A 14,876-nucleotide genomic window follows, 5' to 3' on the forward strand; every position below is an offset into this window, starting at 1 on the left:
TCCCCGACCGACCGGGAGCGGGCCGTACGCCAGGCGTTTCGCGAGGCCGGACTCCGGCTCAAGGAGCGGCCTGACTTCCGCGGCTGGCTGTGGATTCACTTCGTGTTCGACGCGGGCCTGCACTCACAAGGCCTGAGACTGGGCTCGTTGTCCAAGCTGATAGGGGCGACGGACGACCTGCGCGAGGCGCTGCTGGCCATCCGCGAGCTTCTGCCGCTCCTCCAGGCGCGCGGTGTCGACCTGCGACGTCACCGGGGCGGTGCGCTGCTGTTGCGTGCGCCCACCTGGCTGACGGCCCCCGTGCTCGCCTGGCTGACCGCTCATGTCGCGCTCGCGCGCGTGAATTTCGCGGCGCACTCCGATCCCGACGCCGAGGAGCCGCGTGAGGTCTGCCGGGACACCCTGGCCGAAGCACGACGGTTGGGCATCTCGGTACCGCGACTGGAAGCGGCGGAACCGCACTTCGCCCGCGAGATGACGGACTGAGTGAACGGCCACCCATAACAGCGGAGTACGGGCAACCGGCCGCGCTTCACTTCGGCCGACAACCGGGGCGACCAGGACACGGGCCGGCATCGGCACCACGCCGACTCCGCAACGGCGAGAGCCCGGTCACAACCGTCCTCCGCCCGCGTAACGGCGCCGGACCGTGCCTTCCGGAGTGCGCCAGGAGACCCAAGTTATTTGACGAACGGACTTCGCCGTACCGAGAGCGCCTGGATGAACCCTTCAGGGCGGCGGAGCGTCCCTTAGGTGTGAAGAAATTGCTTTTGACCATTGCGGTGCTTGCGTCGTTGTGCGCCTGCGGCCAGTCCGGTGCCGGTCCGGCACTCACAGTGGCCGGAAGCGAGACGATCGTGTTGCCGCGGGCCGATCAGCCCAAAGCGCATCGGCCCACCCTGGAGCGGCTCAAGCGAGAGGCGGCGTCGTCGGGTCGGCCTTTGGAAGAGGTCGTCAAGCGGTACGCGACCCAGGTGGCTGCTACCTCGTCGCCCAAGCCGACGGACTTCGAGGGTTACGACCCCGCGGTGACCGACCCGGGCGTGACGATCGACGGCATTCCCTACGCCGAGCTGGTCGACCTTGGGACCGTCGCCAGATCGGAGGGCATCTCCTACGAGGAGGCCATCGACCGCTTCGGCTCACAGTCGTCCAACAGTCAGGTGATCGACAAACTTAATACGGAGTTTCCCGACGAGATCTCCGGCGTCAGGTACGTCGACGACCAGCGAGGGCTGCGCGTCGGCTTCAAGGGGCCCATCCCGACTCGCGCGATCGAGCTGGCCAGGACCCTCCCCGTGGAGGTCACCCTGATCGGCGGCAAGGGATTCTCGGCCGCGGAGCTCCGGCGGGCCCAGGACACGGTCGTCTCCTGGCTCCAATCCCGTCCTGAGGTGGCCACGATGACGACGCACCCAGATGACGAGACCGGCCACGTCAAGGTCACAGTTCAGCCGAAGATGATGCCGGACGATGCGGAGGAGTTCAAGCGTGGGCTTCAGCTCCCGCAAGTGGACAATCCGCACATCACCATCGAGGTCACGCTCTCCGCCGAATCGGTCGCCGTTCGCCCGTAGTGAGCCACCGATGCGCACACGACTGGGCCCGAACGGTGGCCGGGCCGTTAGGATCTCGGGTGTGGATGGTTCGCCCGTCTCCTTCGGGGGGCGGGCGTCGTAAGAGGGAACCCGGTGTGAATCCGGGACTGCCCCGCAGCGGTAAGCAGGAACGACCGCCGTCACAAGCACTGGGCGCGTGCCTGGGAAGCGACGGCCAGTAGGTCATGCCTCAGGCATGGTGCCCGCGAGTCCGAAGACCTGCCTCCGCCCGCGTGCCGCTCGGCGCGCGGTGGTCCGCGGCCTCGTGGGAGGGCCTGGGACGCGCTCGCCGGGGCCTGCTCCGCGTTGCGTTTCTCTCTCCCGCCTGGCCGCATACTGGCGAGACGAGGGAAGTTGCCATGAGGACGACCGTTTTGGGCTACCCGCGCATCGGCGCGCATCGGGAGCTCAAATTCGCCACCGAGGATTTCTGGGCCGGCACGATCGGCGCCGACGAGCTGGAGGCGACCGCCGCGTCGCTGCGTGGCTCGGTCTGGACCGAGCTGCGTGACGCGGGCCTTGATGCGATCCCGTCGAACACGTTCTCGTTCTACGACCAGGTGCTCGACACCACGGTCATGATCGACGCCGTGCCCGCGCGTTACCGCGACCTCACCGGGCTCGACCGGTACTTCGCGATGGCGCGAGGCACCGCCGAGCTTCCGCCCCTGGAGATGACCAAGTGGTTCGACACCAACTACCACTACATCGTTCCCACGCTGGCGTTGGACACCCGGTTCCAGCTGGCCGGAGGCTCGGCCGCCAAGCCCGTGGCCGAGTATCTGGAGGCCAGGAATCTGGGGATCGAGACGCGGCCCGTGCTCGTCGGCCCGCTCACCTATCTCCTGCTGGCCAAGGCCGCGCCGAACTCGCCTGAGGGATTCACCCCGCTCGACCTGTTGGACTCCCTGGTGGAGACCTACGCCGAGCTGCTGGAACGGCTGGCCGGTGCGGGCGCGCGGTGGGTGCAGTTCGACGAGCCGATCCTGGCCCGCGACCTCGGGGCCCGGGAGATCGACGCGCTCGGGCGGGCCTACCGGCGGCTTGGCGGCCTGTCCAGCCGTCCGAAGATCCTGCTCGCCACGTATTTCGGCGCCGTCGGTGCGCAGGCGCTACGGATGGTCGCCTCCACCGAGGTCGAGGCGATCGGGCTCGACTTCGTCGCCGGACCCGGCAACCTGGAGGCGGTGGCCTCGGCCGGCGGGCTGGCCCGCAAGACCTTGGTCGCCGGCGTGGTCGACGGCAGGAACGTGTGGCGCGCCGACCCCGCGCGGGTGAAGTCGACGTACGCGGTGCTGCTCGGGTTCGCCGACACGGTGGAGCTGAGCAGTTCCTGTTCACTGCTGCACGTTCCGGTCGACCTCGACAGTGAGACGGCGCTGGACCCGGCGGTCCGGGCGCGGCTGGCGTTCGCCCGGCAGAAGGTCGCCGAGCTGGTCGGTCTCGCCGCCGATCTACGCTCCGAGAACCCGTCGGCCGTGAAACCCCCCGCCGTACCGGCCGATCCCGACGTCCGGGCCCGGCTGGAGGCTCTTGGTGACGCGCGGCGAGCCGATCGGGCGGTCCGGTTCGCGGCGCAGCGGGCCAAACTGGGATTGCCCGAGCTGGCCACGACGACGATCGGCTCGTTCCCGCAGACCGCGGAGATCCGCAAGGCCCGCGCGGACCGCAAGGCGGGACGGATCGACGAGAACGCCTACGTCGAGGCGATGCGCGCCGAGATCGCCCGCGTGATCATGCTTCAGGAGGAGCTCGGCCTGGATGTGCTCGTCCACGGCGAGCCCGAGCGCAACGACATGGTCCAGTACTTCGCCGAGCGACTCGACGGCTACGCCGCCACCGACCACGGCTGGGTCCAGTCGTACGGTTCCCGCTGCGTGCGCCCGCCGATCCTGCACGGCGACGTCTCCCGCCCCGAGCCGATGACGGTGGAGTGGGCCTCCTACGCCCAGTCGCTCACGTCCAGGCCGGTCAAGGGCATGCTCACCGGGCCGGTGACGATGCTGGCCTGGTCGTTCGTCCGCGACGACCAGGCTTTGACACACACCGCACGCCAGGTCGCCCTGGCGCTACGTGACGAGATCACGGATCTGGAGGCCGCCGGGATCGGGATCATCCAGGTGGACGAGCCGGCGCTGCGCGAGCTCCTGCCGCTCCGCAAGGACGAGCAGGAGGTCTATCTGGCCTGGGCGGTCGGGGCGTTCCGGCTGGCCACCTCCGGCGCCGCCGACTCCACCCAGATTCACACCCACATGTGCTACTCGGAGTTCGGCGAGATCATCAGCCCGATCGCCGACCTGGACGCCGACGTCACCAGCGTCGAGGCCGCCCGCTCCCATATGGAGCTGTTGCCCTACCTGACCGAGGTCGGCTACGCCAACGGCATCGGCCCCGGCGTCTACGACATTCACTCACCGCGCGTCCCGACCGCCGAGGAGATCGAGGACAACCTGCGCAACGCCCTCCAGGCCGTTTCGGCCGACCGTCTGTGGGTCAACCCCGACTGCGGGCTGAAGACCCGCGGCTACCCCGAGACGCGAGCAGCCCTGGCCAACATGGTCGCCGCCGCCCGAGCTGTCCGAGCGGATCTCTGATCAGTGCCGCTTCCCGGCCCGAAGCCCTGCTTCGGGCCGGCGTTCAGGAAGCTTCCTGGCCACACACCGCATGATCGCGTTCAAGTCATCGACAGCTCACCCCCGGGGAGTGAACTGGGCCAGGTCGTAGATGCCGAGGCTCTTCTCGATGTCGGCCACCTGGTTGACGACGCCTGCGAATCCGGCCGTACCGAAACGGCGGTGTTCCTCGTCTTCGAAGATCTCGCCCAACTCGGCGAACTGCTTGGCGGAGACGACTTCGCGCAGGGCGGGGAAGACGACGGTGTCCTCGCGCGCCTCGTGCGGTTCGTACATGCGGATGAAGGCGGCCATGTCGGCGACCAGGGCGCGGCGGGCCCGGGCGGACGGCGTCGCGACGCCGGTCGTGCCGGTGGCGTTCAGGATGCGGCCGGTCACCGTGCGTCCGCGCCGATGTTGCTGGAGCAGCACCGCGACGGTGCCGGTGAGCTTGCCGGCCTTGACCAGCGGCGGGAAGACGTACTTCTCTTCCAGGCGCTCGTGGTACTCCTCGATGAAGGAGCGGATGAGACCCGCCGAGGCGTGCAGCGCCTGGGCCGGTACGGCCTGGCCGCCGTCGATGCGCCGGATCCCGTCCCGGTAGATGAGCAGGATGCGCTTGAGCACGCCGTGCTCGCGCATCAGATCCTCAGGTGGGGTAACGGGTTCGATCTGCTCGGCCGGAGCGGAAGGCGTCGGCGAGGTGGCGTAGGAGACGTTGGTGGTATGCGTCCCGCAAGCCGTCAGCGCTGATCCGAAAACCACCACGACCGGCAGGCCAAGCAACTCGCGCCGGTGCACAGGCGGCCTGTCGGCGCACGTCTGGTCGTCCCGTCCCACCGGCCGCATCCCGAGCCCCCAATTCATCTGCCGCATGCCCGCGCATCACGGGCATGCCCGGGTTCAGGCGATCCGATACGACGAATCGGGTAATGCCTGATCAAGGCCCCGATCAGGGGACGATCTGCCAGGGGCGCATCATCTCGGTGTTCTCGTGGCCCCCATGACGCTCCCAGGAAACCGGGTGATGACGTGGGAGGCGACTATCTGGATGTGCAGGGGGCGGCGCCCGGCCGTCCGGTTGGACCATTCACCAAGGAAGGACGGACGGTCGGGCGCCGCGGTCATGGGGTCAGGCGCCCTTGGCCGCGTCGAAGCGGGCGATGACGTCGTTCCAGTTGATCAGCGACCACAGCTTCTCGACGTAGTCGGGGCGCACGTTGCGGTACTGCAGGTAGTAGGCGTGCTCCCAGGCGTCGAAGACCAGCAGCGGGGTGGTGTTCATGCCGACGTTGCCGTGGTGGTCGTAGACCTGCTCCACCACCAGGCGCCGGCTCAGCGGTTCCCAGGCCAGGATGCCCCAGCCCGATCCCTGCACCGTCGCGGTGGCGGTGGTGAGCTGCTTTTGGAAGGCCTCGAAGGAGCCGAAGTGCTCGGTGATCGCCTCGCCGAGCACTCCGTCGGGGCGGTCGCCTCCGTCGGGGGAGAGGTTCTGCCAGAAGATCGAGTGCAGGACGTGCCCGGACAGGTTGAAGGCGAAGGTCTTCTCCAGCCCGACCAGCCCGCCGAACTCGCTCTTGTCGCGCGCCTCGGCCAGCTTCTCCAGGGTGTCGTTCGCGCCCTTGACGTAGGCGGCGTGGTGCTTGGCGTGGTGCAACTCCAGGATCTCCCCGGTGATCGCGGGCTCCAGCGCCGCGTAGTCGTAGGGCATGTCCGGAAGGGTGTATCGGCCCACAGTGATCTCCTTGTTGCGCCAGACCTTATCGCGATTAGTTCGCAACAACAATAACAATGCAACTACTTATGAGGTGTGCCGTGTGCTCCACCTCGCACGGGAGGCCCCCTCCGGCCATCGCCGGCCTGATGCAGCTTGCTGGCAATTGCAACTTATGTGCAGAATGTGGTGCTTTGATGCACAACGATCGTTTGATCTCGAACCTCCGGAGACTCACCACATGAGCCGCCCGCCCCGCATCACCCCGACCATCTGGCGGCAACGCGCCACCGAAGGCGGTACCCCGATCATGAGAAGACTGCTCGTCCTGGCAGTCGCTCTGACGCTGACCGCCTGCTCACCGGCTCCCGCCACTCAGGGGACCGGCCAGAAGGCCGAACAGGCGGCGCCGCAGGCCGGTTTCCCGGTCACGGTGGAGAACTGCGGGCGCGAGCTCACGTTCGACAAGCCGCCCGCCAAGGTGGTGACCGGCTACCACCCCTCCCTGGAGACCCTGCTCGCGCTCGGTCTGGGCGATCAGGTCGCCGGGCGCACGAACTTCTCCGAGAGCCCGTTCCTGCCGGGGCAGCAGGAGCAGTACGCCAAGATCCCGGAAATCTCCGGCACGATCATGCTGCCGCAAAAAGAGGTCATGCTCTCCCAGGGCGCGGACTTCGTCCTGGACAACGCGATGGCCGGCTTCGACGCCGCCGGCGGTTACGCCACCGTGGAGGAGCTCGACGCGGCCGGCTCTCCGGTGTACATCCTGGGCGGCTGGTGCAGCCCCGAGGAGGTGCTGAAGTTCACCATCGACGACACCTACACCGACCTGCGCAACCTCGGCGCCATCTTCGGTGTCCCCGACCGCGCCGACGCGCTGATCGGCGAACTTCAGGGCAGGCTCGCCGACGTCACCAAGCGCGTCGCCGGCCGCAGCCCGGTCAAGGTGCTGGCCACCGACGGCGGCAAGGGACCGGTCAACGCCTACGGCGGCTCGGGCATCACCCACCAGATGATCACCGCCGCCGGTGGGACGAACGTGCTGGCCGACGTCAAGGGCGACTACACCGAGGTCAGCGCGGAGAAGGTCAGCGCCGCCCAGCCCGAGGCCGTCCTGATCAGCGACTACTCCACCCTGCGCGGCGAGGACATGCCGAGCTCACCGGCCAAGGCCGCCGAGGCCTTCGCCATCGCCAAAAACAGCCCCGCCGCCAAGGAGCAGCGCTACCTCGCGCTTCCGGTGGCGGCCCAGCACCCCGGCTACCGCAACATCCTGGCCATCGCCGACATCGCCCGTTTCCTGCACCCCGACGCCTTCACCCGGTGACCGGCGCGACCCGGCAGAGCCCGGCACAGACCGGGATCGTGCCGAAGAGACGCCGCGCGAACGGGTTTCTCCTGCTCATCGCCGCGCTCGCCGTCGCCGTCGTCGTCTCGACCTGGCTGGCGGTGAGCATCGGCGCGGTGCACGTCGCGCTGCCCCAAGCCTGGGGCATCGTCGCCGACCGTCTCCTCCCCGGCGTCCTGACCGATGGGGGAGCGCGCACCTGGACCCCGGTACAGGAGCAGATCGTGTGGGAGTTCCGGCTGCCACGCGCGCTGCTGGCACTCCTGGTCGGGGCCGGGCTCTCTGTGGTCGGCGCGGTGCTGCAGGCCCTGGTACGCAACCCGCTGGCCGACCCGTTCCTGCTCGGCATCTCCTCCGGCGCCTCGTTCGGCGCGGTGCTCGTGCTGATCCTGGGCGCCTCGGCGCTGGGCGGGCTGTCACTGTCGGCTGCGGCCTTCGCCGGATCCCTGCTCTCGCTCGCCCTGGTGTACACGCTGGCGCAGCGGTCCGGCCGCCTGTCCCCGTCCCGGCTCGTGCTGGCCGGGGTGGCGCTGGCCTACCTGTTCCAGGCCGCCTACAGCTTCGTCCTGCAACTGGCCCAGAGCGGCCGGGCCGCACAGCAGGTGCTGTTCTGGCTGATGGGAAGCCTCGGCGGCGCTCGCTGGCACATGCTGCCGCTGCCGGCCGTCGTCCTCGCCGCCGGGGTGACGTACCTGCTGCTGCAGCACCGTCCGCTGAACGCGCTCGCCGCCGGAGAGGAGACGGCCGTCTCGCTCGGCGTGAACGTGCACCGCTTCCGCCTGATTCTGTTCGTGCTGACCTCGCTGCTGGTCGGTGTGCTGGTGGCCACCAGCGGCGCGATCGCGTTCGTCGGCCTGATCGTGCCGCACGCCGCCCGGCTGCTGGTGGGCGCCGACCACCGCCGCGTGTTGCCCGTCAGTGCCCTGCTCGGAGCGGTGTTCCTGCAGTTCGTGGACATCGCCGCGCGCACCGTCAACGCGCCGCAGGAACTGGCGCTCAGTATCGTCACCGCCTTGTTCGGTGTGCCGTTCTTCCTGTGGCTGCTGCGCCGCCGCTCCGTGGACCGGGCGGTGAGCGTCACGTGAGGCTCGATCTGCGCGGCGTGTCCGTCACACTGGACGGTCAGCCGATCGTGCACGAGGTCGACCTGGTGGTGGACGACGGCGAGTTCGTCGGCCTGGTCGGGCCGAACGGTTGCGGCAAGTCCACCCTGCTGCGTTCGATCTACCGGGCGCTGCGCCCCGCCGCCGGGCTCATCACCGTCGACGGTGACGACGTGCACCGGCTGCCCGCCCGCCAGGCCGCCCGGCGCACCGCCGTGGTCGCCCAGGAGACCCCGGCGGACCTCGACTTCACGGTGGCCGAGATCGTCTTCATGGGCCGCACCCCGTACAGGGCCGACGCCGCCATCGACGAGGAGCTGTGCGCGCGGGCGCTGGAACGCGTCGGCCTGGCCGGCGCCGCCGAGCGGATCTTCGCCACCCTGTCCGGCGGGGAGAAACAACGCGTCCTGCTCGCCCGCGCCCTGGCCCAGCAGACCCGCCTGCTGCTGCTGGACGAGCCCACCTCCCACCTCGACATCCGCCACCAGCTGGAGATCCTGCATCTGGTGCGCGAGCTGGGCATCGCCACCCTCGCCGTGCTGCACGACCTCAACCAGGCCGCCGCCTTCTGCGACCGCCTCTACGTGATGAACGCCGGCCGCATCGTGACCGGCGGGCCGCCCGACCGGGTCCTCACCCCGGACCTGATCTGTCAGGTGTACGGCGTGCGCGCCGTACAGCGCACCCAGCTCGTCTTCGAGCGGCTCAAGGAGGAGCGGTGATTCCCTGACCGCCGCCCCTGTCGCCGTTCATCCGGGTGGTGCCGCGTGTCCTTGCCGCCGTCCAGCACGGCCATCTACGTGGAACTCTTCAGCAACATCGCTTGAGCGCCGTCGGGGGACTATCGTGCTCAGCGTGTCCGATCGTGCGCTGAGCTTCGGAATGATGGCGCAAGCCTACGAACGGTTCCGGCCGGGATATCCCGAGGAGCTTTTCGACACGGTAGCGGCGTACGCCGCCCGGCCGTTGAGGACCGCCCTCGAAATCGGTGCCGGCACGGGCAAGGCGACCCGCCTGTTCGCCGAGCGAGGGGTCGCGGTGACCGCGACCGAGCCCGATGAGGCCATGCTCACCGAGCTGCGCAAGCACGTGCCGGCACATGTCAGGACCGTGCGAGCCGCGTTCGAGGATCTGCGGCCGGGGGAGAGGTACGACCTGGTCTACGCGGCCGCGGCATTGCATTGGACGAGCCCGGAGGATCGGTGGTCACGGATGGCTTCGCTGGTGGAGCCGGGCGGGGTGGTCGCCTCGTTCGGCGGGCCGATCGAGCCGGCCGACCCGGCCGTGGCGCGCACCGTCCGCGCGGCACGAGCACCGTTCCTGGCGAGAGATGATGTCCCGTCCCCGGATGGGACACCTCCGGAGGCGGAGATGCAGTGGCCGGGCACCGAGCTTCAACGGTCTGAGTGGTTCACCGATGTCCGGCAAGCCGTGATCGAACGCCGCTTCACGCTGACCGCCGACGATTACATCGGCCACCTCTCGACCGTCTCGGCCTATCTCGTCCTGCCGGACGCGGAGCGCGAGCAGGTGTTCAGTCAGATCAGGAGGGTTCTGCCGGAGACGCTCCAGATCACCGCCGACGTCACCGTTCACCTCGCACGCCGCCGCTACGAGCCGTAGCCGGAGTCTGAGGTGATCGATTCCAGGCGCAGAGATCATAATCGGCGGTGAGGACAACCGGTGGAGCCGCAGGTGATGCGTCATCCAGCTTGAGAAGCTGAAGTGCCAGGCCAATGGGGAGAACCGAATTCGGTCGGTTCTCCCTACGGCGCGTCAGGCTTCACGTGCTTCTAATATCTCCGGCATGTGTGCCTGTGACCAGGCGCAGCAGGCGACCATGGGTTCGTGAAGCGTCCGGCCGAGTGAGGTCAGCTCGTATTCGACTCGCGGGGGCATCTCAGGGTAGACGGTGCGTTCCATCAGCCCGTCACGTTCCATCGCGCGGAGCGTCTCCGTAAGCACCTTCGGTGTAATTCCACGCAGTGTGATGGCCGTGGGAGCGACCTCCAGTCGTTCCGCCAGGCGGTTCACCGTGCTGGGGCCGTCGTACCGCAGGTAGGCGAGCAGCGACAGGTGACGGGGAGCGAGATCGAACGTCCGCAGCGACTCGGGAACGGGCATCCGCTTGGCCCGCCCGCGATCACGTTCGGTATCCGTGAGGGGGCGTTCACCCGCCCCGACAGCGACGAGCTCATCGCCAGACTCGTGCGAACCGTCACCGACGCCACCGCCGACGTCCTCGGAGCGCACCTGCGCGACACCGTCGCGGTCGAACTCGTCGCGACCCCGGCCGGCCGCACCGCGATCGGAGGTGTGATCGTCGACGGCTGATCCCGTTCTCGCACATCGAGGCGGTCGCACGTCACTCTCCTTCGCGTCAGGGCGGCTCTGGCCAGCGCACCTTCCCGCTCCGCGAGCGGTTCACGAAGATGCAGGGAATATGGCCCGTCGTGGCCGAATCCGGCGTGACCGAGATGATCCGCGCCAGGGCGATCGAACTCGGTACGTTGCCGGATGTCGAGAATGTGGGACCGGCTCCGTCCCAGGTACACCGGTGGCCACGACGGGCCGCCCAGCGAAGAAGGAGAACCACCATGGCGATTCAGCGGATGGACAACGTCGGCATCGTCGTCGACGACCTCAAGGCCGCGATCGCGTTCTTCGTGGAACTCGGCATGGAGCTGGAAAGCGAGGCGCAGATCGAAGGCCTCTGGGCGGACCGTACCGTCGGACTCGACGGTATCCGGAGCGACATCGCGATGATGCGGACCCCGGACGGTCACAACAAACTGGAGCTGATGAAGTACCACGCCCCGGCGGCGATCAGCGCCGGGCCGCAGAACCCGCCGCCCAACACGCTGGGCCTGCATCGGGTCATGTTCGCCGTCGACAACATCGACGACACCGTCGCCCGCCTGCGCGCCCACGACGCCGAGCTCCTCGGCGACCTGGTGCGCTACGAGAACAGCTACCGGCTCTGCTACCTTCGCGGCCCCGGAGGGATCATCCTCGCGCTGGCCGAACAACTCGGCTGACGGCCCGTCGCGGCCGACCCGCGACCAACCGGAACGATCCGCCGGATGGACCGAGAACGACGACGGGAGGAGGCGGCCAAGCGCGGCCGAGCAACACACGATCGCTCGCGTGGAATGGATCTCCCACGCCTCGACTCCGCAGCGGTACGCGGACTCCGTGAAGTCCGCCGGAAAATGTCGCGACGGGATGTCGAGAAGCCGCGCGCCGCTCCGTCCCCGTGGTGAACACCGCCACAATGGGCCGTACCTCACCAAGGAGAACACGATGGCCAAGTACCTGCTGCTCAAGCACTACCGGGGCGCGCCGGCATCGGTGAACGACGTGCCGATGGACCAGTGGGAGCCGGAGGAGATCTCGGCCCACATGCAGTACATGCGTGACTTCGCCGCCCGGCTGGAGCGCACCGGCGAGTTCGTCGACAGCCAGGCCCTCTCCCCGGAGGGCACCTTTGTCCGCTACGACGGAGAAGGGCGGCCGCCGGTCACCGACGGCCCGTTCGCGGAGACCAAGGACCTGATCGCCGGCTGGATGGTGATCGACGTCGATACCTACGAGCGGGCGCTTGAGCTGGCCGGTGAGTTGTCCGCGGCGCCGGGAGCGGGCGGGAAGCCGATCCACGAGTGGCTTGAGGTGCGGCCGTTCTACGGGCAGCCCACGGTGGTCGAGTGAACGAGTCGCTGCTGCGGGAGCTGGTGCCCGCGGTGATCGGCGTTCTCGTCCGTCGTGGAGCCGACTTCGCGGCGGCCGAGGACGCCGTGCAGGACGCCCTGGTCGAGGCCGTACGTGTGTGGCCGGACGATCCACCACGGGATCCCCGTGGGTGGCTGATCACCGTGGCGTGGCGGAAGTTCCTCGACGCCGCCCGCGCCGACACCTCGCGGCGGCACCGCGAGGTGCGCGTCGAGACCGAGCCCGTACCCGGCCCGGGGAAGGCGGTGGACGACACGCTCCGCCTGTACTTCCTGTGCGCGCACCCGTCCCTGACGTCGGCCTCGGCCGTCGCGCTCACGCTGCGCGCGGTCGGCGGCCTCACGACGCGTCAGATCGCGCAGGCATACCTCGTGCCGGAGGCGACCATGGCCCAGCGGATCAGCAGGGCCAAGCGAACCGTCTCGGACGTCCGGTTCGACCGGCCGGGGAACGTCGCCACGGTGCTGCGCGTGCTCTACCTGGTCTTCAACGAGGGCTACTCCGGTGACGTCGACCTCGCCGCCGAGGCGATCCGGCTCACTCGCCGGCTGGCCGCGGCGACCGGACATGAGGAGGCCGCGGGCCTGCTCGCGCTCATGCTGCTGCACCACGCCCGGCGACCGGCACGAACCGGCCCCGACGGCAGGCTCGTGCCCCTGGCCGAGCAGGACCGCGGCCTGTGGGACACCCGCCTGATCGCCGAGGGCGTCGACGTGCTCCAGGCGGCCCTCGCCCGTGACCGGCTGGGCGAGTTCCAGGCCCAGGCCGCCATCGCCGCGCTGCACGCCGACGCCCGAACGGTCGAGGAGACCGACTGGGTACAGATCGTCGAGTGGTACGACGAGCTGGTGCGCCTCACCGGAAATCCGGTGGCCCGCCTCAACCGGGCCGTCGCGGTCGGCGAGGCCGACGGCCCGCGGGCCGGTCTGGCCGCCCTCGCGGAACTCGACCCCTCCCTGCCCCGCCACACCGCCGCCGCGGCGTACCTACGCGAACGTGACGGCGACCCGGTGACCGCGGCACGCCTCTACGCCGAAGCCGCCCGATCGGCACCCAACCTCTCCGAACGCGACCACCTCACGCGACAGGCCGCACGGCTCAACGCGCGACTGCGCGGTTGAGCCGCGGACACCGGGCGTTCCCCCAAGACCGCCGTCGTCGCCGACGCGGGTGTGGCGAGGCCGGCGAGGCGGACAGTGCCGGAGGTGCGACCGCCTGGCGGTCGTAGGGCGGGAGGATTCGGATTCCCGGCCGGGAGAGCGGAGAGGTTCGTGAGGGCACATGCGCGGACATGGCGGATCTCCTTGGTCAGAGGTGAAGGTGTCAGGCGAGGCGCTGAGGCAGTGGGAGGCTTAAGCCGTCGTCCGCCCGCCGGACAGGCCAGAGCGCGGAGTGACGCTGAGTGACACGGTGCGGCTGGGACACCGGCGGAGGCCCCGCCACGCGAAGCCGTCCTCGCCTCGGCCGAGGCGAGGACGGCTTCGATGTCGAAGGATGCCGGTGCGTCGTTCACGTCGGAGACGGGCGAGCTGCCGGCTGCTCCTGTTTCGGCGTCGGGTCAGTTCTTGAGGAAGCGCAGAAGTGTGCGGGTGAGCTGTCCGGGGTGTTCCTCGAAGATCCAGTGACCGGAGTCTTCGATGACGATCCCGGTCACGCGGTCGGCGTATCGGCGGACCTGGGCGGGGACGAAGTCACCGAGGCTGCCGCGGGCACCGATGGCGAGCACGGGCATGGTGAGCTTCTTCGCGCCGTACGCGCGGTTGTCGGTGACGTCCTGTGGCAGGGCACGAAACCATTCGAAACTCGCCCGCAGGTGCGCGTCGTCGCGCAGCCAGCGCGCGTACTCGCGGACCTGCTTGTCGCTGACGCCGTTCTTCCTGACTTCGAGGGAGTCGACGAAACGCTCCACCCACTGCTCCTCCCTGCCGTTCACCATGCGCTCGGGCAGGCCGTTGGTGAGGCTGAAGTAGCCGAAGTTCCAGAAGCCCGGCCCCTTCGCGGTGAGGGCGGGGAAGGTGTAGAGGGACTTGTCGGGGATGGGTGCCTCGCTGAGGACCAGCTTGGTGACGTCGCGGCGGTGGGCGGCGGCATAGGCGTAGGCGACCATCGTGCCGATGTCGTGGCCCACGAGCCTGATGTCCCGCTTGAGGCCGAGTTCGGTCAACAAGCCGTGCAGGTCGGCGGCGAGGGTCTTCTTGTCGTAGCCGTCGGCGGGTGCGTCGCTCTGGCCCGCTCCGCGTAGATCCGGCGCGATGACGGTGTAGTGCTTGGCGAGCTCGGGCAGGACTTCGCGCCAGGTGTACCAGGTCTGCGGATACCCGTGCAGCAGCACCAGCGTCGGTCCGCGTCCACCGCGCACGTAGTTGATCGAGATGTCGCCGACCCGAACTCTCCGCTCGCGGAAACCTGCCGGAACACGCGGCTCATCGCCGCTCTTCGAGGGCGTTTCGGCGGCGATGGCCGTGATGGGCGCCGGCGTGGCGAGGGCGGAGGCGGCAGGAGCGAGGGAGGCGAGCATGCCGATCACCGCGATCGGGATGACGGCGCGGCCGCGGATCTTCGGGGCAAGAGCGAAATGGATCGTTTTCACAGGACGTTTCCCTTTTCGAGGCGGGTGAGGGTCGTAGGCTGCTGAACGTGCCGACCGCGCGGTCCGGCTCTCCGGTCTCTCCACGGTGGACCGGGACATCGCGTACGGTTCGCCGGGAGCCCCGGCGTCGCTCAAGGAGCGATGGAGCACTGGGTGTTCATGGGACAAACCGTAGAAACCGG

14 protein-coding genes, 1 pseudogene and 1 riboswitch are annotated in these 14,876 nt (G+C 69.0%); of the genes and pseudogenes, 11 read left to right on the forward strand and 4 right to left on the reverse strand.

Annotated features, from left to right (window positions below; all coding sequences use genetic code 11):
• From ACFY3D_RS38700 to metE, 3 genes and pseudogenes are all read left to right on the forward strand, one after another.
• Positions 1-486 (forward strand): annotated as a pseudogene (locus ACFY3D_RS38700) (ketopantoate reductase); the annotation flags it as partial.
• 278 nt (positions 487-764) lie between these two features.
• The gene (locus tag ACFY3D_RS38705) at positions 765-1,577 is read left to right on the forward strand and encodes a hypothetical protein (RefSeq protein WP_389989410.1); all 813 of its coding nucleotides are present in this window, start codon (positions 765-767) and stop codon (positions 1,575-1,577) included.
• A gap of 49 nt (positions 1,578-1,626) precedes the next feature.
• Positions 1,627-1,840, forward strand: a riboswitch (cobalamin riboswitch).
• A 117-nt stretch (positions 1,841-1,957) separates the two neighbouring features.
• Positions 1,958-4,192 carry a 5-methyltetrahydropteroyltriglutamate--homocysteine S-methyltransferase gene (gene metE, locus ACFY3D_RS38710; RefSeq protein ID WP_389989412.1) on the forward strand — a complete coding sequence of 745 codons (2,235 nt, stop codon included), beginning with the start codon at positions 1,958-1,960 and terminating at the stop codon, positions 4,190-4,192.
• Between the two features lie 96 nt (positions 4,193-4,288).
• On the opposite strand, the gene ACFY3D_RS38715 is transcribed toward metE, so the two are convergent.
• Together ACFY3D_RS38715 and ACFY3D_RS38720 are read right to left on the reverse strand one after the other, a co-directional pair.
• Complete coding sequence (locus tag ACFY3D_RS38715; protein WP_389989414.1) at positions 4,289-5,086, reverse strand: hemerythrin domain-containing protein; 798 nt, start codon at positions 5,084-5,086, stop codon at positions 4,289-4,291.
• Between the two features lie 256 nt (positions 5,087-5,342).
• Entirely contained in the window at positions 5,343-5,945 is a 603-nt protein-coding gene (locus ACFY3D_RS38720; protein ID WP_389989416.1) for a superoxide dismutase, read from the reverse strand.
• A 220-nt stretch (positions 5,946-6,165) separates the two neighbouring features.
• Between ACFY3D_RS38720 and ACFY3D_RS38725 the strand changes: the two genes are divergently transcribed.
• The 4 genes from ACFY3D_RS38725 (at position 6,166) to ACFY3D_RS38740 (ending at position 9,998) form a co-directional block, all read left to right on the forward strand.
• Entirely contained in the window at positions 6,166-7,251 is a 1,086-nt protein-coding gene (locus ACFY3D_RS38725; protein WP_389989418.1) for an ABC transporter substrate-binding protein, read from the forward strand.
• Between the two features lie 38 nt (positions 7,252-7,289).
• Entirely contained in the window at positions 7,290-8,357 is a 1,068-nt protein-coding gene (locus tag ACFY3D_RS38730) for an iron ABC transporter permease (protein ID WP_362522066.1), read from the forward strand.
• Complete coding sequence (locus ACFY3D_RS38735; RefSeq protein ID WP_389989420.1) at positions 8,354-9,097, forward strand: ABC transporter ATP-binding protein; 744 nt, start codon at positions 8,354-8,356, stop codon at positions 9,095-9,097. Before ACFY3D_RS38730 ends, ACFY3D_RS38735 begins: the two co-directional genes overlap by 4 nt.
• Before the next feature lie 133 nt (positions 9,098-9,230).
• Positions 9,231-9,998: a class I SAM-dependent methyltransferase gene (locus tag ACFY3D_RS38740; RefSeq protein ID WP_389989422.1), complete on the forward strand. Its 768-nt coding sequence runs from the start codon at positions 9,231-9,233 to the stop codon at positions 9,996-9,998.
• 153 nt (positions 9,999-10,151) lie between these two features.
• Here the strand turns inward: ACFY3D_RS38740 and ACFY3D_RS38745 are convergent, their stop codons facing one another.
• Positions 10,152-10,499 (reverse strand): winged helix-turn-helix transcriptional regulator, encoded by a 348-nt coding sequence (locus ACFY3D_RS38745; protein WP_389989424.1) that lies wholly within the window; start codon positions 10,497-10,499, stop codon positions 10,152-10,154.
• Between the two features lie 84 nt (positions 10,500-10,583).
• Between ACFY3D_RS38745 and ACFY3D_RS38750 the strand changes: the two genes are divergently transcribed.
• The 4 genes from ACFY3D_RS38750 to ACFY3D_RS38765 all read left to right on the forward strand — a co-directional run bounded on the left by ACFY3D_RS38750 (position 10,584) and on the right by ACFY3D_RS38765 (position 13,225).
• A complete protein-coding gene (locus ACFY3D_RS38750; protein ID WP_389989426.1) occupies positions 10,584-10,709 on the forward strand; it encodes a hypothetical protein in 126 nt (41 codons plus the stop codon).
• Between the two features lie 278 nt (positions 10,710-10,987).
• Positions 10,988-11,413, forward strand: a complete 426-nt coding sequence (locus ACFY3D_RS38755; protein ID WP_389989489.1) for a VOC family protein — start codon at positions 10,988-10,990, stop codon at positions 11,411-11,413.
• 265 nt (positions 11,414-11,678) lie between these two features.
• Positions 11,679-12,083: a YciI family protein gene (locus ACFY3D_RS38760; RefSeq protein ID WP_389989428.1), complete on the forward strand. Its 405-nt coding sequence runs from the start codon at positions 11,679-11,681 to the stop codon at positions 12,081-12,083.
• Positions 12,080-13,225: an RNA polymerase sigma factor gene (locus tag ACFY3D_RS38765; protein WP_389989430.1), complete on the forward strand. Its 1,146-nt coding sequence runs from the start codon at positions 12,080-12,082 to the stop codon at positions 13,223-13,225. Before ACFY3D_RS38760 ends, ACFY3D_RS38765 begins: the two co-directional genes overlap by 4 nt.
• Before the next feature lie 437 nt (positions 13,226-13,662).
• On the opposite strand, the gene ACFY3D_RS38770 is transcribed toward ACFY3D_RS38765, so the two are convergent.
• Entirely contained in the window at positions 13,663-14,694 is a 1,032-nt protein-coding gene (locus tag ACFY3D_RS38770) for an alpha/beta fold hydrolase (protein ID WP_389989432.1), read from the reverse strand.
• Between the last annotated feature and the right edge of the window lie 182 nt (positions 14,695-14,876).

The sequence above is a fragment of the Streptosporangium sp. NPDC000509 genome (assembly GCF_042898365.1).
GTDB lineage: Bacteria > Actinomycetota > Actinomycetes > Streptosporangiales > Streptosporangiaceae > Streptosporangium.